The 14,677-nt window shown below is 48.5% G+C and carries 15 protein-coding genes and 2 rRNA genes (1 of these 17 cut by a window edge); 15 read left to right on the plus strand and 2 right to left on the minus strand.

Translation table 11 applies throughout. From position 1 onward, the window contains the following. The 3 genes from MHH48_RS00055 to MHH48_RS00065 all read left to right on the plus strand — a co-directional run. Positions 1 to 1,567, plus strand: a 23S ribosomal RNA gene (locus MHH48_RS00055); it begins 1,364 nt to the left of the window's first position. Positions 1,568 to 1,633: 66 nt separating this feature from the next. Then, positions 1,634 to 1,750 (plus strand): 5S ribosomal RNA (rrf, locus tag MHH48_RS00060). Between the two features lie 358 nt (positions 1,751 to 2,108). Beyond that, on the plus strand, positions 2,109 to 2,546 hold the full coding sequence (locus tag MHH48_RS00065; RefSeq protein WP_076326560.1) for a hypothetical protein: 438 nt from the start codon (positions 2,109 to 2,111) through the stop codon (positions 2,544 to 2,546). Between the two features lie 98 nt (positions 2,547 to 2,644). Here MHH48_RS00065 and MHH48_RS00070 read toward each other — a convergent pair whose 3' ends face one another. Beyond that, positions 2,645 to 3,166, minus strand: coding sequence for a hypothetical protein (locus MHH48_RS00070; protein WP_076326559.1), 522 nt, complete (start codon positions 3,164 to 3,166; stop codon positions 2,645 to 2,647). Between the two features lie 232 nt (positions 3,167 to 3,398). Between MHH48_RS00070 and MHH48_RS00075 the strand changes: the two genes are divergently transcribed. The 10 genes from MHH48_RS00075 (at position 3,399) to rsmI (ending at position 11,480) form a co-directional block, all read left to right on the plus strand. After that, positions 3,399 to 3,584, plus strand: coding sequence for a sigma factor G inhibitor Gin (locus MHH48_RS00075; RefSeq protein ID WP_071221101.1), 186 nt, complete (start codon positions 3,399 to 3,401; stop codon positions 3,582 to 3,584). Between the two features lie 139 nt (positions 3,585 to 3,723). Then, on the plus strand, positions 3,724 to 5,391 hold the full coding sequence (locus tag MHH48_RS00080; protein WP_076326558.1) for an aminotransferase class I/II-fold pyridoxal phosphate-dependent enzyme: 1,668 nt from the start codon (positions 3,724 to 3,726) through the stop codon (positions 5,389 to 5,391). An 89-nt stretch (positions 5,392 to 5,480) separates the two neighbouring features. After that, positions 5,481 to 6,125: a dTMP kinase gene (gene tmk, locus MHH48_RS00085; RefSeq protein WP_076326562.1), complete on the plus strand. Its 645-nt coding sequence runs from the start codon at positions 5,481 to 5,483 to the stop codon at positions 6,123 to 6,125. Positions 6,126 to 6,189: 64 nt separating this feature from the next. Further along, positions 6,190 to 6,519, plus strand: a complete 330-nt coding sequence (locus MHH48_RS00090) for a cyclic-di-AMP receptor (protein WP_006207400.1) — start codon at positions 6,190 to 6,192, stop codon at positions 6,517 to 6,519. A gap of 335 nt (positions 6,520 to 6,854) precedes the next feature. After that, complete coding sequence (locus tag MHH48_RS00095) at positions 6,855 to 7,298, plus strand: YaaR family protein (protein WP_076326561.1); 444 nt, start codon at positions 6,855 to 6,857, stop codon at positions 7,296 to 7,298. Positions 7,299 to 7,379: 81 nt separating this feature from the next. Continuing rightward, entirely contained in the window at positions 7,380 to 8,366 is a 987-nt protein-coding gene (gene holB / locus MHH48_RS00100) for a DNA polymerase III subunit delta' (protein ID WP_076326557.1), read from the plus strand. A 56-nt stretch (positions 8,367 to 8,422) separates the two neighbouring features. Beyond that, positions 8,423 to 9,223: a stage 0 sporulation family protein gene (locus MHH48_RS00105; protein WP_076326556.1), complete on the plus strand. Its 801-nt coding sequence runs from the start codon at positions 8,423 to 8,425 to the stop codon at positions 9,221 to 9,223. A gap of 32 nt (positions 9,224 to 9,255) precedes the next feature. After that, positions 9,256 to 9,624: a DNA replication initiation control protein YabA gene (gene yabA, locus MHH48_RS00110; protein WP_076326555.1), complete on the plus strand. Its 369-nt coding sequence runs from the start codon at positions 9,256 to 9,258 to the stop codon at positions 9,622 to 9,624. A gap of 201 nt (positions 9,625 to 9,825) precedes the next feature. After that, positions 9,826 to 10,593, plus strand: a complete 768-nt coding sequence (locus MHH48_RS00115; protein ID WP_076326554.1) for a tRNA1(Val) (adenine(37)-N6)-methyltransferase — start codon at positions 9,826 to 9,828, stop codon at positions 10,591 to 10,593. Beyond that, a complete protein-coding gene (gene rsmI, locus MHH48_RS00120; protein ID WP_076326553.1) occupies positions 10,590 to 11,480 on the plus strand; it encodes a 16S rRNA (cytidine(1402)-2'-O)-methyltransferase in 891 nt (296 codons plus the stop codon). The genes MHH48_RS00115 and rsmI overlap by 4 nt, the downstream gene beginning before the upstream one ends. 270 nt (positions 11,481 to 11,750) lie before the next feature. Here the strand turns inward: rsmI and MHH48_RS00125 are convergent, their stop codons facing one another. Beyond that, on the minus strand, positions 11,751 to 12,005 hold the full coding sequence (locus tag MHH48_RS00125) for an AbrB/MazE/SpoVT family DNA-binding domain-containing protein (protein ID WP_006207408.1): 255 nt from the start codon (positions 12,003 to 12,005) through the stop codon (positions 11,751 to 11,753). Positions 12,006 to 12,327: 322 nt separating this feature from the next. Between MHH48_RS00125 and MHH48_RS00130 the strand changes: the two genes are divergently transcribed. After that, entirely contained in the window at positions 12,328 to 13,617 is a 1,290-nt protein-coding gene (locus tag MHH48_RS00130) for an HD domain-containing protein (RefSeq protein ID WP_076326552.1), read from the plus strand. 95 nt (positions 13,618 to 13,712) lie between these two features. Continuing rightward, positions 13,713 to 14,477: a TatD family hydrolase gene (locus MHH48_RS00135; protein ID WP_076326551.1), complete on the plus strand. Its 765-nt coding sequence runs from the start codon at positions 13,713 to 13,715 to the stop codon at positions 14,475 to 14,477. The last annotated feature ends 200 nt before the right edge of the window (positions 14,478 to 14,677 follow it).

Here is a 14,677-nt window from a genome sequence, read left to right on the forward strand (position 1 = left end):
GGAAGGCTCGTCCGCTCAGGGTAAGTCGGGACCTAAGGTGAGGCCGAAAGGCGTAATCGAAGGACAACAGGTTGAAATTCCTGTACCACCGTAAACCGTTATGAACGATGGGGTGACGCAGGAGGGTAGTGACGCGGACTGATGGATGTCCGTCCAAGCAGTGAGGCTGATGTGTAGGCAAATCCGCACATCGATAAGGCTGGGCTGTGATGGGGAGTGAAAATTATAGTAGCGAAGGTCATGATCTCACACTGCCAAGAAAAGCCTCTAGTCAGGTGAAGGTGCCCGTACCGCAAACCGACACAGGTAGGCGAGAAGAGAATTCTAAGGCGCGCGGAAGAACTCTCGTTAAGGAACTCGGCAAAATGACCCCGTAACTTCGGGAGAAGGGGTGCCTCGGTAGGGTGAATAGCCCGAGGGGGCCGCAGTGAAAAGGCCCAAGCGACTGTTTAGCAAAAACACAGGTCTGTGCGAAGCCGTAAGGCGAAGTATACGGGCTGACGCCTGCCCGGTGCTGGAAGGTTAAGGGGAGCGGTTAGGGAGTAATCCCGAAGCTGTGAACCGAAGCCCCAGTAAACGGCGGCCGTAACTATAACGGTCCTAAGGTAGCGAAATTCCTTGTCAGGTAAATTCTGACCCGCACGAATGGCGTAACGACTTGGGCGCTGTCTCAACGAGAGATCCGGTGAAATTTTAATACCTGTGAAGATGCAGGTTACCCGCGACAAGACGGAAAGACCCCATGGAGCTTTACTGCAGCTTGATATTGGATTTGGGTACGATCTGTACAGGATAGGTGGGAGCCTTTGAAGCATGAGCGCCAGCTTGTGTGGAGGCGACGTTGGGATACCACCCTGATCGTATCTAGGTTCTAACCTGGTACCGTAATCCGGTACGGGGACAGTGTCAGGCGGGCAGTTTGACTGGGGCGGTCGCCTCCTAAAGAGTAACGGAGGCGCCCCAAGGTTCCCTCAGAATGGTTGGAAATCATTCGAAGAGTGCAAAGGCATAAGGGAGCTTGACTGCGAGACCTACAAGTCGAGCAGGGACGAAAGTCGGGCTTAGTGATCCGGTGGTACCGCATGGAAGGGCCATCGCTCAACGGATAAAAGCTACCCTGGGGATAACAGGCTTATCTCCCCCAAGAGTCCACATCGACGGGGAGGTTTGGCACCTCGATGTCGGCTCATCGCATCCTGGGGCTGAAGTAGGTCCCAAGGGTTGGGCTGTTCGCCCATTAAAGCGGTACGCGAGCTGGGTTCAGAACGTCGTGAGACAGTTCGGTCCCTATCTGTCGTGGGCGTAGGAAATTTGAGAGGAGCTGTCCTTAGTACGAGAGGACCGGGATGGACGTACCGCTGGTGCACCAGTTGTTCCGCCAGGAGCATGGCTGGGTAGCTACGTACGGAAGGGATAAGCGCTGAAAGCATCTAAGCGTGAAGCCCCCCTCAAGATGAGATTTCCCAACTAGTAAGACCCCTTGAAGACCACGAGGTAGATAGGTTGGAGGTGGAAGTGCAGCAATGCATGGAGCTGACCAATACTAATCGGTCGAGGGCTTATCCAAAACATATTTCAATGTGCTGCAAATTCGTTTCGTATCTAGTTTTCAGGTGATCAAGCATCTGAAGCGTTTGGTGGCGATGGCGGAAGGGTTCCACGCGTTCCCATACCGAACACGACCGTTAAGCCTTCCAGCGCCGATGGTACTTGGACCGAAGGGTCCCGGGAGAGTAGGACGTCGCCAAGCGAAAAACCACTGTCGATGTAATCGATGGTGGTTTTTATTTGTTTTTTATGAGATTTTTTTTTGATATTTAGATGAAATGCAGATTTAGAGATTGTCCGACTAAGGATGTATGCTGTAGCGTGATGTCAGCAGCTTCTCTGTTATATAACATAATCATAAAATTGACGTAAACAGATGAAAATTTTGTTACCGATACCATGCCAAAAATCAGTATAATTGAATTAGGCAAAATCGGGTAGTGATTACCGATTTGCGCAGGCTGTAGGAAATAAGGCCTGATTGGAAGGTTCTCCATTAACCAACCAACTACGAATACTCATCTGGAGACCGGTTATTGTGGGGGAAGGAGGACAATTACATGTTGTGTAAACGTGGTCTGCATGTGGCAGAGATGATCTGTGCGGTTACGATATTGTTGATCGGATCCGGATGTGGGGCATCCGCAGAACCAAGCTGGGAAACCTTTGACGGCGCGGCGAATGTGAAGTCATTCCCGGTTCCGAAGGAAGCGAATAAAACGGAGCAAACAACAGGCAATAGTGACTTGGATTATGTACGGTATGCGCTTCCAGGCTTAAAGGGAGACGACAGCATCCCTGAAGCCTACCTGGAAGAGATTGAGTCCTGGGGATGGAAGCAGAAGGAAGTTGAAGATGGCGGTTCTTCGTTAGTATTTGAAAAAGGGAAAAGTATCGTCCACCTATCGGTGCATGACGATTTTCTTATAATTACGGTTCCGAGTCAGCTAAAAAAACAAGCCATACAAGGATTGGAAAGCAATAAAGCCAATGAATAAAGACCTCTTCCCGACTTCGGAATGAGGTCTTTTATTCATTGATGAAACGAAAAATAGGGTTTATAGCGCTATGTAGTGATGGACGCAGAACTCTAATATTATTGCTGGTAGTAGGAGATGTCCTGCTCATTCATTTTCAACATGCCATCTTTACGCTGGCCGCTTAGACGCAGCATGGTATAGCCGCGCGGGAGAAGGAACCACAGATGCCAGACCAGAAGCGTGATGGCAAAAGGCAGCGGTGACCAGAAGGCCATGATAGCGCTTAAGACAATCCCTACCCAACAGGTATAGAACTGCACTAAATTAAATACGCGACGGCTGACGTGTTGATCCGGTATATAACCAAGCCAAGGGAACCTCAGACGGAAGCGCCAACGTTTCCGGTAGCTTGTTCCCAATAGGACGAGCACGGTATGCCCGACGACATATTGGATCCATAACATAAGCGGAAAGGCGATTAGCAGATAGAGCAGGAAATACGGTGACACCCAAAATGTCCCTGCAGCCGCAGCAAGCCAAGGCAGAGTTAAGTAGAGGATGAGCAAGCTTTTGGAAAGTTGGATTTTCTTAATTAATCGATAGTGATAAAAGGTGGCTTGACCATGTGGATCTGCCATTGGGCTATACTGTCCCCCTTTAAGTAGAAGTAAATTACGATAGACGGGAAATTTAAGTCTTTTATGTTTTTATCGGACAAAATCATATTTTTATTAAGCTGAAAAAAAAGGTACAGACACAAGGCCACCAAGGGGTACATATACATAAAGCGTAGACCGATATCCTATGAAAAGGTTTAAAATAATAGAAACTGTGTCATACTAATAGGAAAAGGATCAAGGTGGGATGGTTATGGAAGAATTGACCGAACACGTGTGTATCATATGCAATCAGACGAAGACAGAGGGGATTACCATTGTTTCGCAATTCGTATGTGAGGAATGTGAATCCGAAATCGTTCATACCAGCGCGGAAGATGCCAAATATCATTTTTTCATCCGTCAATTAAAACAAATTGCCATGCCGAAAAATGCATAGGCGCGGGTACACGCGTCAAATGGGCCTGAATAAAAGGCCTTTTTTTGTTTAGAGGGGACTTTCCGTGCTTGGAGATGTAGGCGTAGGTTTCAAATTGCGTTAAAATAGGTTAGAGAATGTAATCCGAAGGGATATATCGATGACTACACATAGAGAGCGTGCCCCACTAGCAGAGGCTATAATGTTGTATCGAGAACGTGGGGCTTCATCTTTTCATGTACCTGGTCATAAAAATGGCAGGGCATATGCGGGAGAAGGTAAGACTACGGAGATGCTGCGAGAGGCCATGCGCATTGATGTGACGGAAATTACCGGAACCGATGATTTATTTCATCCTGAAGGCGTTATTCAGGAAGCGCAGGAACTGGCCGCAGATTGTTTTGGTGCAGAGGAAAGCTTCTTCCTAGTGGGCGGGAGTACAGCCGGCAATTTGGCATTAGTTCTGACGGTTTGCCGTGAACCGGGCGATATCGTGCTTGTACAGCGGAACGTACATAAGTCCGTGTTGAACGGATTGATGCTGGCCGGTGCCAGGGCGGTGTTTCTTCAACCGGAGCTGGACAAGCAGAGCGGTTTAGCCGTTGCTCCCTCTGCAGCTACACTCGTAGCGGCTCTTGAGGCTTATCCAGAGGCCAGGGGGGCGATCATCACGATGCCGAACTACTATGGGATGGGGAGCGACTTAAAGCCGCTAGCGAAAGCTTGCCATGAGTTCGGCATTCCACTACTCGTGGATGAAGCGCATGGAGCTCATTACGGACAGCACCCCCAGTTGCCTATGAACGCTTTGTCATGCGGCGCGGATGGTGTGGTTCAATCCACACACAAGATGTTAGCCGCCATGACGATGGGAGCCATGCTGCATGTACAGGGCGGGCTGCTCGACCGCAGCCTGCTGCGCCAGCGGCTGGCTATGGTGCAGAGCTCCAGCCCCTCGTACCCGCTCATGGCTTCGCTGGACTTGGCGCGGCGCCTGCTGCACAAACAGGGCGCAGACGCCTTCACGGCTGGCCTGGCCGCCGTGAAGGCCTTCCGGCGCGGCCTCGCGAAGCTGCCGCGGTTCGGGCTGCTGCAGCCGCCGCAGCCCAGGGGCCACGCCGCGGGCACAGCCGCAGCGGCGTATACCCGCCAGGACCCGTTCAAGGCGGTCATATATGACCGCACCAGGTCCCTGAGCGGGTATGCACTCCAGCGCGAGCTAGAGGCGCGCGGCTGTGTGCCGGAGATGAGCGACGAGTTGCACGTAGTCTTATTGTTTACGCTGGGATCCACTCGGGAAGATGCGAATCACGTCTTATGGGCTCTTGTGCATATTGTAGAGCAGGGGGAGAAGACAGAAGGGATCGGAACCGAACCAGGCACTACGGCAGAGAGCACGGAATTACTGATCCGGACATTGCGGGATCAGGGGGATTTCATGAGTTATGAGCCGCGAGTAGCCCACAAGAATATGGATTCTATCCATTTCGATGTCGATGCTAATTTGTTAACTGAAGCAAGACCAGTCTCCGATGTTTCCACGTGGAACAATTTGCCCTCGGAGATTCCTTATTCGGCCCCAATTCCTTTCTCACTGAAGCCGATTGACAGGGAGAGGTTAGAATCGGTGCCGTTAGAGGAGAGTGCTGGGCGTAAGGCAGCGGAGATGGTTATTCCCTATCCGCCAGGTATACCGATCTTATACCCAGGTGAAGAAATCTCAGCGGGAATGAAACAGAGGATCCTGGCATTAAGGAATGCAGGGGCGAAATGCCAGGGGATATCCGATCCAGCGCTGCAAACCATTGTCGTTTATAAGGAAACGTGAAGGAAGAGACTCCACTATACGTTGGTAAATATACCGGAGCGTATAATATCGAGCTCCACGATCAACAAATGATGAAAGCAGGATACGCTATGAATAATCGCAGACCACTATTTATTACCATCGAAGGAGGAGACGGATCCGGTAAAACGACTATGATGGGCAGACTCGCCGCTTTTATGCAGAATCATTCGATCCCGTATCTGATTACACGCGAGCCCGGCGGCATTGAGATTGCGGAGAAGATCCGCTCTATTATTCTCGATCCGCAGCATACCGCGATGGATGCACGTACTGAAGCATTGTTGTATGCGGCTGCCCGCCGCCAGCATCTTGTGGAGAAGGTGGAGCCAGCTTTGAGTCAGGGCTTGACTGTGCTGTGTGACCGATTCGTGGACAGCAGTCTGGTTTACCAGGGATATGCACGCGGACTGGGCATGGAGGAAGTATGGAACATCAATCAATTTGCGATCGATACCCGCATGCCGGATCTAACGCTGTTGTTCGATGTGGAGCCGAAGATTAGCATGTCACGGATCACGGCGAATGCAGAACGGGAATTAAATCGGCTGGATATGGAGAACATGGCATTTCACGAGAAGGTTAGGGAAGGCTATCTATTGGTAGCAGAGCGTAATCCGGATCGAATTCGCATTGTAGATGCTTCCAAGACGCCGGCTCAGGTGGAAAGAGAAATGATTCGTCACTTGGAAGACGCGATATTAAAGGATTTTTGAGGTTGTTTGTCAAATAAGTAGTGTTAAGGACATATGATGTCCAAATAAACAAGGAGGGTTTACCATGAAATTGATTGTTGCGATTGTCCAGGATAAAGATAGCAACCGTCTCTCCGCCGCATTGGTCAAAGCTAATTTTCGGGCAACAAAGCTTGCAAGTACAGGCGGCTTCTTGAAGGCGGGGAACACCACTTTTATGATCGGGGTAGACGATTCACAGGTTGAAAGTGTGCTCAGCGTCATTCGCACAAGCTGTAAGGTTCGTGAACAGCTGGTCACTCCGGTAACCCCAATGAGTGGTACAACCGATTCCTACTTGCCGCTTCCGGTCGAAGTACAGGTTGGTGGCGCAACGGTGTTTGTCCTCCCTGTAGAACGATTCGAGCATTTCTAAATTCATTTTCTGGATCTGCGATAGATACGTAACGGATGTTTTTATTGGGATATTTGACGGCTGTGTTCTCCTGTAACCAAAGTCTTCTGAAGCACTTCTGTATCATAATAAAAATAGTTACCGTAGATCGCTGCACTCGGGAGATGCTTTTAATAGATGGATGATCTCGATGGATTCCGGAAAATCACCCAATTCATCGATAATTATCGATGAATTGCTTGACAAGCAAACCATTTCAAGGTACGTTCACGTGAGGCATAGGTTTGTTCGATATGAACGTACCAGGTGCCTCCGTTTTATTAGATGCAAAGAATACGCAACAGGCGGTGGATCAGATGAAAATCAATCCGGGCTTTCGGCCCATGAAAAGTGAACTCACGGTGCCGGATGGCAACGCCAGACCGATTCAGCAGCGATCGTTCTCGGATATGATGCAGCAGCAGGGAGAACGCGCGACCCATGAAGAGTTGAGTCGTCAAATGCGTGAAATTGCAATGCAAGGCGATCGTTTGGCAAAAGTGATGACCGTTCGGGAGCTAAAAGCGTATAAATTGATGGTTCGCCGATTCCTGGAGGAAACGGTTCGTCGCGGTGTGAAAATGAAGGAAACGCGCGGCTGGGACCGCCGGGGACGCGGCAAGCGTTATAATGTAATTGATGAAGTCGATTCTGCGCTGCTCGCGATGGCGGATGAACTGCTGGATACGGAGCAGGGGAGAATTGATCTATTGAACAAGGTTGGAGAAATTCGAGGCATGCTGATCAATCTTGTATTCTAATCGCAAGAAGCAAGGAAGCGGATCGTGATTCATGACTGCTAAGTCTGGAGGATCATGAGGATTGATAGAAAGTGAGGACTTATGTCTTTTAATGATATCGTAGGTCAAGAGACTGCGAAGCAACTGCTGCAAAATGCCTTGCGCCGTAATGCGGTCAGTCATGCCTATCTGTTTAGCGGCCCCCATGGTGCCGGACAGATGCAGACGGCGCTTACGTTTGCCAAGGCATTGTTTTGTACGGAACTTGAAGACGATGCCTGCGGGCAGTGTTTGGAATGCCGCAAGGTAGATCATGGCAATCATCCCGATCTGACGTTGGTTGAGCCTGATGGAGCCAGCATTAAGATCGATCAGATCCGTGATCTTCAGCGTATATTCTCCTATCGATCGGAGAATCGAAATCCCAAAGTCTATATTATTGACCGGGCGGAGAAGATGACCACGCAGGCAGCCAACAGTCTGTTGAAATTTCTGGAGGAACCCCAGGCGCCGGCTGTAGCTATTCTGATTGCCGAGAATGGACAAGCCCTTCTGCCTACCATTCAATCGAGATCCCAGCAGGTTCCGTTCCGGGCTTTGGATCCGCAGATGATGGAGAAGGTTCTTGTAGGGGAAGGTTATCCTGCCGCACTTGTACGCTGCGCAGTTCATCTTTCGTCAGGACTTGATGAGTGCAGGAAAATATTGAGTGAGAATTGGTTTGCAGAAATTAGAAACCTAGTGTTACAATTAGGTAAGGAGTCTTTGAACCGCAGTGGCTCAGCAATTATCACAGCGAGTCAAAAAGTGTTCAAAACCGAGCTCTCTGATCATCTGGACCTATTGTTCAGTATGTTTCATTTATGGTTTAAGGACATGATCCATGTCCAGTATGGAAGGAAAGAGTCTCTCGTTTTCATAGATCAGGCAGAGTATATCTCTGGTCATGCATCAGCCCGCAGCACAGCACAGTGGGTGTCATACATGGATTTGGCCGCAGAGTGTCAGAAGAAGTTACGCTATAATGTCAATGGACAGCTCAGTTTAGAGCAGTTATTGATGGGTTTGGGCGGTAACACTCCGGCGTGAGCACACCCCCAGGCCCGCAGAATGGCCATTATGTACAGGCACAAGGGGGTTTATTTTTGTACAGTGTAGTAGGTGTCCGCTTTAAGAAAGCGGGCAAAATATATTACTTTGATCCGCTCGACCTGCCCGTGGAGAAGGAACAATCCGTCATTGTGGAAACCGCGAGAGGCATTGAGTATGGTCAAGTTGTGATAGGAAAGAAGGAGGTCGGTGAATCGGACGTTGTCCTTCCACTCAAGAAGGTCATTCGGATCGCTGGTGATTCTGATGCCCGTGTGGTTGAAGAGAACAAACAAGCGGCCAAGGATGCATTCACCACCTGTTTAAATAAAATTCGGGATCACGAACTGAAAATGAAGCTGGTTGATGTGGAATTTACGTTTGACCGCAACAAAATCATTTTCTACTTCACGGCCGAAGGCCGTGTGGATTTCCGTGAACTGGTCAAGGATCTGGCCAGTATATTCCGTACAAGAATCGAACTTCGCCAGATTGGAGTTCGTGATGAAGCAAAAATGCTCGGCGGTCTTGGACCTTGCGGACGCGTACTGTGCTGTTCCTCATGGCTTGGTGATTTTGAGCCGGTATCGATCAAGATGGCAAAGGATCAAAGCCTATCGCTCAATCCGACTAAAATTTCCGGGCTATGCGGAAGATTGATGTGCTGCCTGAAGTTTGAGCATGATAATTATGAAAGCGTGAAAGAAGAGCTTCCATCCGCGGGGAAATTGGTCATTACTTCGCTTGGAGAAGGCAAAGTAGTCGGACTGAATGCGGATAAGCGGACGGTTCATGTTCAGCTGTTTGAAATTGGAAAGGTTAAGGAACTTCCAATGGACGACGTTGTCATCAAATAGTCCAATAGAATGTTTATTTTCGGGGTGTAGACTTGGAGAAGAAAAACATTTTTGTGCTCATTCAAGAGTTGGAAACACAGATGGGAAATATACACAGTGAACTGGGTGGACTTAAGCTGGTCATCAAGGAACTGCTGGAAGAGAACCATCGCCTCAGTCTTGAAAATGAACAGCTCCGGAAAATTTTAAAGCGGGAAGTCAATCCGGCAGAATTGGAAAACCCAGTGGCTTTACAACCTCAGCCTCATGTGAAGGATGAGGCACATGAAGATGTGGTCGGCGAGGGGTATGATAACCTGGCTCGGCTGTATCATGAAGGCTTCCACATCTGCAATGTCTATTATGGACATCTGCGGACGGAAGGGGATTGCCTGTTCTGCTTGTCTTTTTTGAATAAATAAGAAGCCGTAGGAGAAACTGCCTACGGTTTTTTTCTAGAATGGAAAGGTTATACTGTAAGGATCGCGATTGAACAAATACCGGCTGCTTGTCATGCAATGTGAAGAGCAGCCTTTTGTGTATTTCATTTTATCAGGTACTATGTAGAGAGCCGATACACCAAAAACGCGTGTTTGGAATTTTGGAGATAAAGGGTTGAAACTATGAAATTGAAAGAAGTGTTATTGCAATCATCCGAGCGGATTGATGATCTGCTCACCCATGAGCTTGGCATCATCCAGAGTGAGGAGGTATTCAGCTTTTCCATGGACGCCGTCCTGCTCGCCAGGTTTGCCAGCATACCGCGCAGGGGCCGTATTTTGGATATGTGCACGGGAAACGGAGTTGTTCCAATCCTGCTGTCGACTCGTACAGGTGCGCTGATCGAGGGGATTGAGATTCAGCCCAGACTTGCGGACATGGCCAGACGGAGCGTCGAGATGAATAATCTCCAGGACCAGATCACGATCCATGAGGGCGATCTGCGGGAACTATACAAGGAACAAGGATATGGAGCGTACGACCTGATTACGGTCAACCCGCCTTATATGCCGATGAATGGCAGCGACTTGAAGCTGAATGAGCACCAGGCGATTGCCAGACATGAAATCCACTGTACGCTTGAGGAAGTGATTGAATCCTGTGCAAAGCTGCTTCGCCAAGGCGGAAAAATGAGCATGGTCCACAAGCCCCTACGACTAGCGGAGATCATCACCTTGATGAGCAAATACCGGATTGAGCCCAAAGTCATCCGATTTGTCCATCCGCGCGTGAATATGGAAGCAAACATGGTGCTTATCGAGGGTATTCGGGACGGGAAGCCGGAGGTTCGGCTGAAGCCCCCGCTGATCGTATATGATGAGCAAGGAAACTACGGACCAGATTTTATGGAAATTTACTATGGAACACATAAGGATGAGACGAAAGAATGAGAAATCTTGTGCAACAGAGTTATGCCGATCAGGGAGAGGGAAGCCCGGGTTCTCTGTATTTGGTGGGAACACCGATTGGTAATTTGGAGGATATGACCTATCGCGCTGTACGCATCCTCCAGGAATGCGATATTATCGCGGCAGAGGATACACGGCAGTCACGCAAGCTGCTGACCCATTTCGAAATTCCGGCTAAGCCGCTGTTTAGTTATCACGAGCATAATAAGGCGGCCAGTGGACCTGAAATTATACGTTATATAATAGAAGGAAAAAATGTGGCACTCGTCAGCGACGCCGGTCTGCCGGCGATTTCGGACCCTGGCAGTGATCTGGTTTCACTTGCGATTGAGGCGGGAATTTCGGTCATTCCGATCCCGGGGGCCAATGCCGCCCTTTCCGCCTTAATCGTGTCGGGTTTGCCGACCGAACGATTCACGTTTATCGGCTTTTTGCCGCGGGAGCGTAAAGATATCATTCAGCAGCTGCAAGCTTTGCAAACGGCGCAGGGAACGCTATTATTTTATGAATCTCCGCATCGCGTGAAAAAGACGCTGGAGATCTTGCAGGAGGTACTGGGAAATCGGAAGGTGACCTTGGCTCGTGAACTGACTAAACGCTATGAGGAATTCTTGCGCGGGAGCATTTCCGAATGCCTGGACTGGCTCACGGAGCATCCGCCGCTGGGGGAATATTGTTTGGTGGTGGAAGCCGGTAGTGCAGAAGAGGAGCTGAAGGAGAAAAATGCCTGGTGGCAGGAGCTTTCGCTGGAGGAGCATGTGGAACATTATGAGCGGGAAGGACTAAGCCGCAAGGATGCCATGAAAAAAACCGCGGGTGATCGCGGTGTATCGAAGAGGGATATCTATAATGCGCTCCTGACGGAATAGTGATAATACTTAACTTGGTGCAGGGGGATAACAAAATAGCCCCACAAAGTGGAGCCTATGCTTCGATGTTTATTCCAAATACTTTGCGGGGACCCCAAAACCAATAAATGAGAATAAAGAATGGCTTACGCTTCGCTGAAAACTTATAAATTCTTTAAACTCAAAAAAAGACCCTCCTGCGGCCGGGTTCATAGCCGAGGAAGGCACCAAGGAGATATGAAAAAGGTTAGAATTAACAAAATGTAATAATGCTATTATATACTAAAAATCTTAATTTGTCACAGGTGTAGGGATTTCCGAGATACATTCATGGCAAACAATTTTACCTTTGAAGTAAGTGACATTCTCAGCGTTACCACAGAAGATGCAGGCAGGCTCATATTTCTTAAGCATGATGCGTTCGCCGTCTACATAAATCTCCAATGCATCTTTCTCACCAATTCCGAGCGTACGGCGTAATTCGATCGGAATGACGACCCGTCCAAGCTCATCGACTTTCCTTACAATTCCTGTTGATTTCATCATAACTTATAAATGCCCCTCTCGCCATAATTTAAAAAAGTCATAATTCGACATAGTTCTAGTTTTTATGTTATTTATAGTACCAACGATTCCCAAAACAGTCAACCTATATTTTTGAAAAATCGGAACCTATTTACGAAAGTATAGTGAATAAAACCCTTATATAGCAACGTAATTACCATAATCGAACCAATTATTGCTGCGAATTTTGATTTGTCGATTTGGAAAGCGCAATTTTCCCTTATTCGACACGGTTCGACATTAGATGTCAAAAGAAGTGTTTATCGGCTAAAACCCAATCGAAACGATAAGGAGTTGAGATGGAATGTATTCACCAATTTCGGAAGAAAAAGTGTTTAAGGATCCCGTCCACAATTATATTCATGTGCAAGACGACATCATCTGGCGATTAATCGATACCCCGGAATTCCAGCGACTCCGCCGGGTTAGACAGCTTGGGACCTCTTTTCTGACCTTTCATGGGGCCGAACACAGCCGATTCTCCCATTCACTGGGAGTCTATGAAATTACGAGAAGAATCATCTCTCAATTCGAACGGAGGGGGTATTCCGATTGGCCTGCCGAGGAAAGGCAAGTTGCGCTCTGCGCGGCTCTGCTGCATGATTTGGGGCATGGCCCTTTCTCTCATTCTATAGAAGAAGCTTTTCATATGAATCACGAGGATTGGACATGCCGGATCCTGCTCGGGGATACTTGCGTCAATCAGGTACTGCGAGAGCTCGGAGCGGATTTCCCCGAGAAAGTGGCTTCCGTGATTAACAAAACCTACGATAAGCCGATTGTGATAAACCTGGTCACTAGTCCGCTGGATGCAGACCGGATGGATTATTTGCTAAGGGATGCGTATTATACGGGAGTTAATTATGGAACGATTGATATTGACCGGATCTTGCGGATGCTGCGGCCATACCGCGATCGGGTCGTTGTGAAGGAATCGGGCATGCACGCCGTGGAGGATTACCTGATGTCACGGTATCAGATGTACTGGCAGGTATATTTTCATCCCGTCACTCGAAGCTCCGAAATCATCCTGCGCCAAATCTTTCGCCGGGCAAAGGAACTGCATGACAGCGGATATGCCTTTCGGTTCATGGTCGAACCGCTTCCTGCGTTGTTTGCGGGCCATATTGACGTGAGTCAATACCTGCGTCTGGATGAAGCCCTGATCCAAACGGCCTTTCTGCAATGGACGGAGGAGGAAGACAAGCTCCTTAGCGAATTATGCGGTCGTTTCATGCACCGAAAGCTCTACAAATATGTAGAAATCGACAATATTGATCTGGAAACCATCGACCGGATACGCCAAGCGTTCCGTGCCGTGGGATTACATCCGGAATATGACCTGGAGATTGATTTTCCAACCGATCTTCCTTATGATAAAGTTCATTCCGATATGCCGCTTAACGAGAAACAGATTCTGCTTCTGGATCGGCATGATGAGCTGAAGGAAATCTCGGAGGTTTCCGATATTGTACGCTCGATCAGCGGTATTCATAAAGGACGGTACCATCTATATTATCCGGAAGAGAAAGTGACTCCGCTGCTGGCTCAGATGCCGGAGAAGATAGCCGATGTTTTCAAGCAACAACATTAACCTAGAGGAATAGTCAAAGCTTGGTACATCTGCAATTTACCCAGCTAATGGAAAATATACGACACAGAAACGACAGGAAGGAGAGTGTGGATCTTATGTTGTTCGACACGCACACTCATATGGACGCTCCCCAATTCGACGAAGACCGGGAGGAAGCAATTCAGCGGGCGCTTGAAGCTGGCGTGACCCGGATGATCAATATCGGATTTAACCGGGAGACGATCCCGACTACGATGAAGCTGGCAGAGACTTATGATTTTATATATGCGGCAGTGGGCTGGCATCCTGTAGATGCGATTACCATGGAGGATCAGGACCTGGATTGGATCGCCTCTTTATGCAGTCATGAGAAAGTGGTGGCTATTGGAGAGATCGGCTTGGACTATTATTGGGATACGTCCCCGAAAGATGTCCAGCACCGGGTCCTTCGACGTCAGATCGGACTTGCCCGGGAACTGAACATGCCGATTGTCATTCATAATCGGGATGCGCATGAAGATATTATCAAAATTTTACGGGAGGAAAAGGCCTCCGAAGTGGGCGGTGTCATGCATTCCTTCTCCGGAAGCTGGGAAACCGCCAAAATATGTCTCGATATGGGATTCCATATTTCATTTGGCGGGCCGATTACCTTCAAGAATGCAAAGCAGCCCAAAGAGGTATTGGCGCAGGTTCCGCTGGATCGATTATTGATCGAAACGGACTCCCCTTACCTGACGCCTCATCCCTTCCGTGGGAAAAGAAATGAGACCGCTTATGTGAAATTGGTGGCGGAGACAGCAGCCGAGATTAGAGGGTTGTCTTATGAGGAATTGGCCCAAATTACCACCAAAAATGCACTGGAACGATTTGGTATTTAACGAAAAAGAGAGCAAAAGCGATGAAAAAGGGAGCAATCGCGATTAATTAAAGTTTTTTAATCAGAAAAGGCGTCAATATTACAATAATTTAACCTTTTACATGAGAAAATGTGGTTGAATGTTGCTTTACAACCTGCATGTAAACAGGATATCATCTTTTCAGTGATAAGAAGCTGCGATGTGCAGATCGTAGCCGAATA

Source organism: Paenibacillus sp. FSL F4-0100, assembly GCF_037993005.1.
Classification (GTDB): domain Bacteria; phylum Bacillota; class Bacilli; order Paenibacillales; family Paenibacillaceae; genus Paenibacillus_AQ.

Excerpts from the sequence above, each read along its gene's own strand:
- MHH48_RS00065 (WP_076326560.1), top strand. The coding sequence starts at position 2,109 with ATGTTGTGTAAACGTGGTCTGCATGTGGCAGAGATGATCTGTGCGGTT.
- MHH48_RS00070 (WP_076326559.1), bottom strand. The coding sequence starts at position 3,166 with ATGGCAGATCCACATGGTCAAGCCACCTTTTATCACTATCGATTAATT.
- MHH48_RS00075 (WP_071221101.1), top strand. The coding sequence starts at position 3,399 with ATGGAAGAATTGACCGAACACGTGTGTATCATATGCAATCAGACGAAG.
- MHH48_RS00080 (WP_076326558.1), top strand. The coding sequence starts at position 3,724 with ATGACTACACATAGAGAGCGTGCCCCACTAGCAGAGGCTATAATGTTG.
- tmk (WP_076326562.1), top strand. The coding sequence starts at position 5,481 with ATGAATAATCGCAGACCACTATTTATTACCATCGAAGGAGGAGACGGA.
- MHH48_RS00090 (WP_006207400.1), top strand. The coding sequence starts at position 6,190 with ATGAAATTGATTGTTGCGATTGTCCAGGATAAAGATAGCAACCGTCTC.
- MHH48_RS00095 (WP_076326561.1), top strand. The coding sequence starts at position 6,855 with ATGAAAATCAATCCGGGCTTTCGGCCCATGAAAAGTGAACTCACGGTG.
- holB (WP_076326557.1), top strand. The coding sequence starts at position 7,380 with ATGTCTTTTAATGATATCGTAGGTCAAGAGACTGCGAAGCAACTGCTG.
- MHH48_RS00115 (WP_076326554.1), top strand. The coding sequence starts at position 9,826 with ATGAAATTGAAAGAAGTGTTATTGCAATCATCCGAGCGGATTGATGAT.
- rsmI (WP_076326553.1), top strand. The coding sequence starts at position 10,590 with ATGAGAAATCTTGTGCAACAGAGTTATGCCGATCAGGGAGAGGGAAGC.
- MHH48_RS00125 (WP_006207408.1), bottom strand. The coding sequence starts at position 12,005 with ATGATGAAATCAACAGGAATTGTAAGGAAAGTCGATGAGCTTGGACGG.
- MHH48_RS00130 (WP_076326552.1), top strand. The coding sequence starts at position 12,328 with ATGTATTCACCAATTTCGGAAGAAAAAGTGTTTAAGGATCCCGTCCAC.
- MHH48_RS00135 (WP_076326551.1), top strand. The coding sequence starts at position 13,713 with ATGTTGTTCGACACGCACACTCATATGGACGCTCCCCAATTCGACGAA.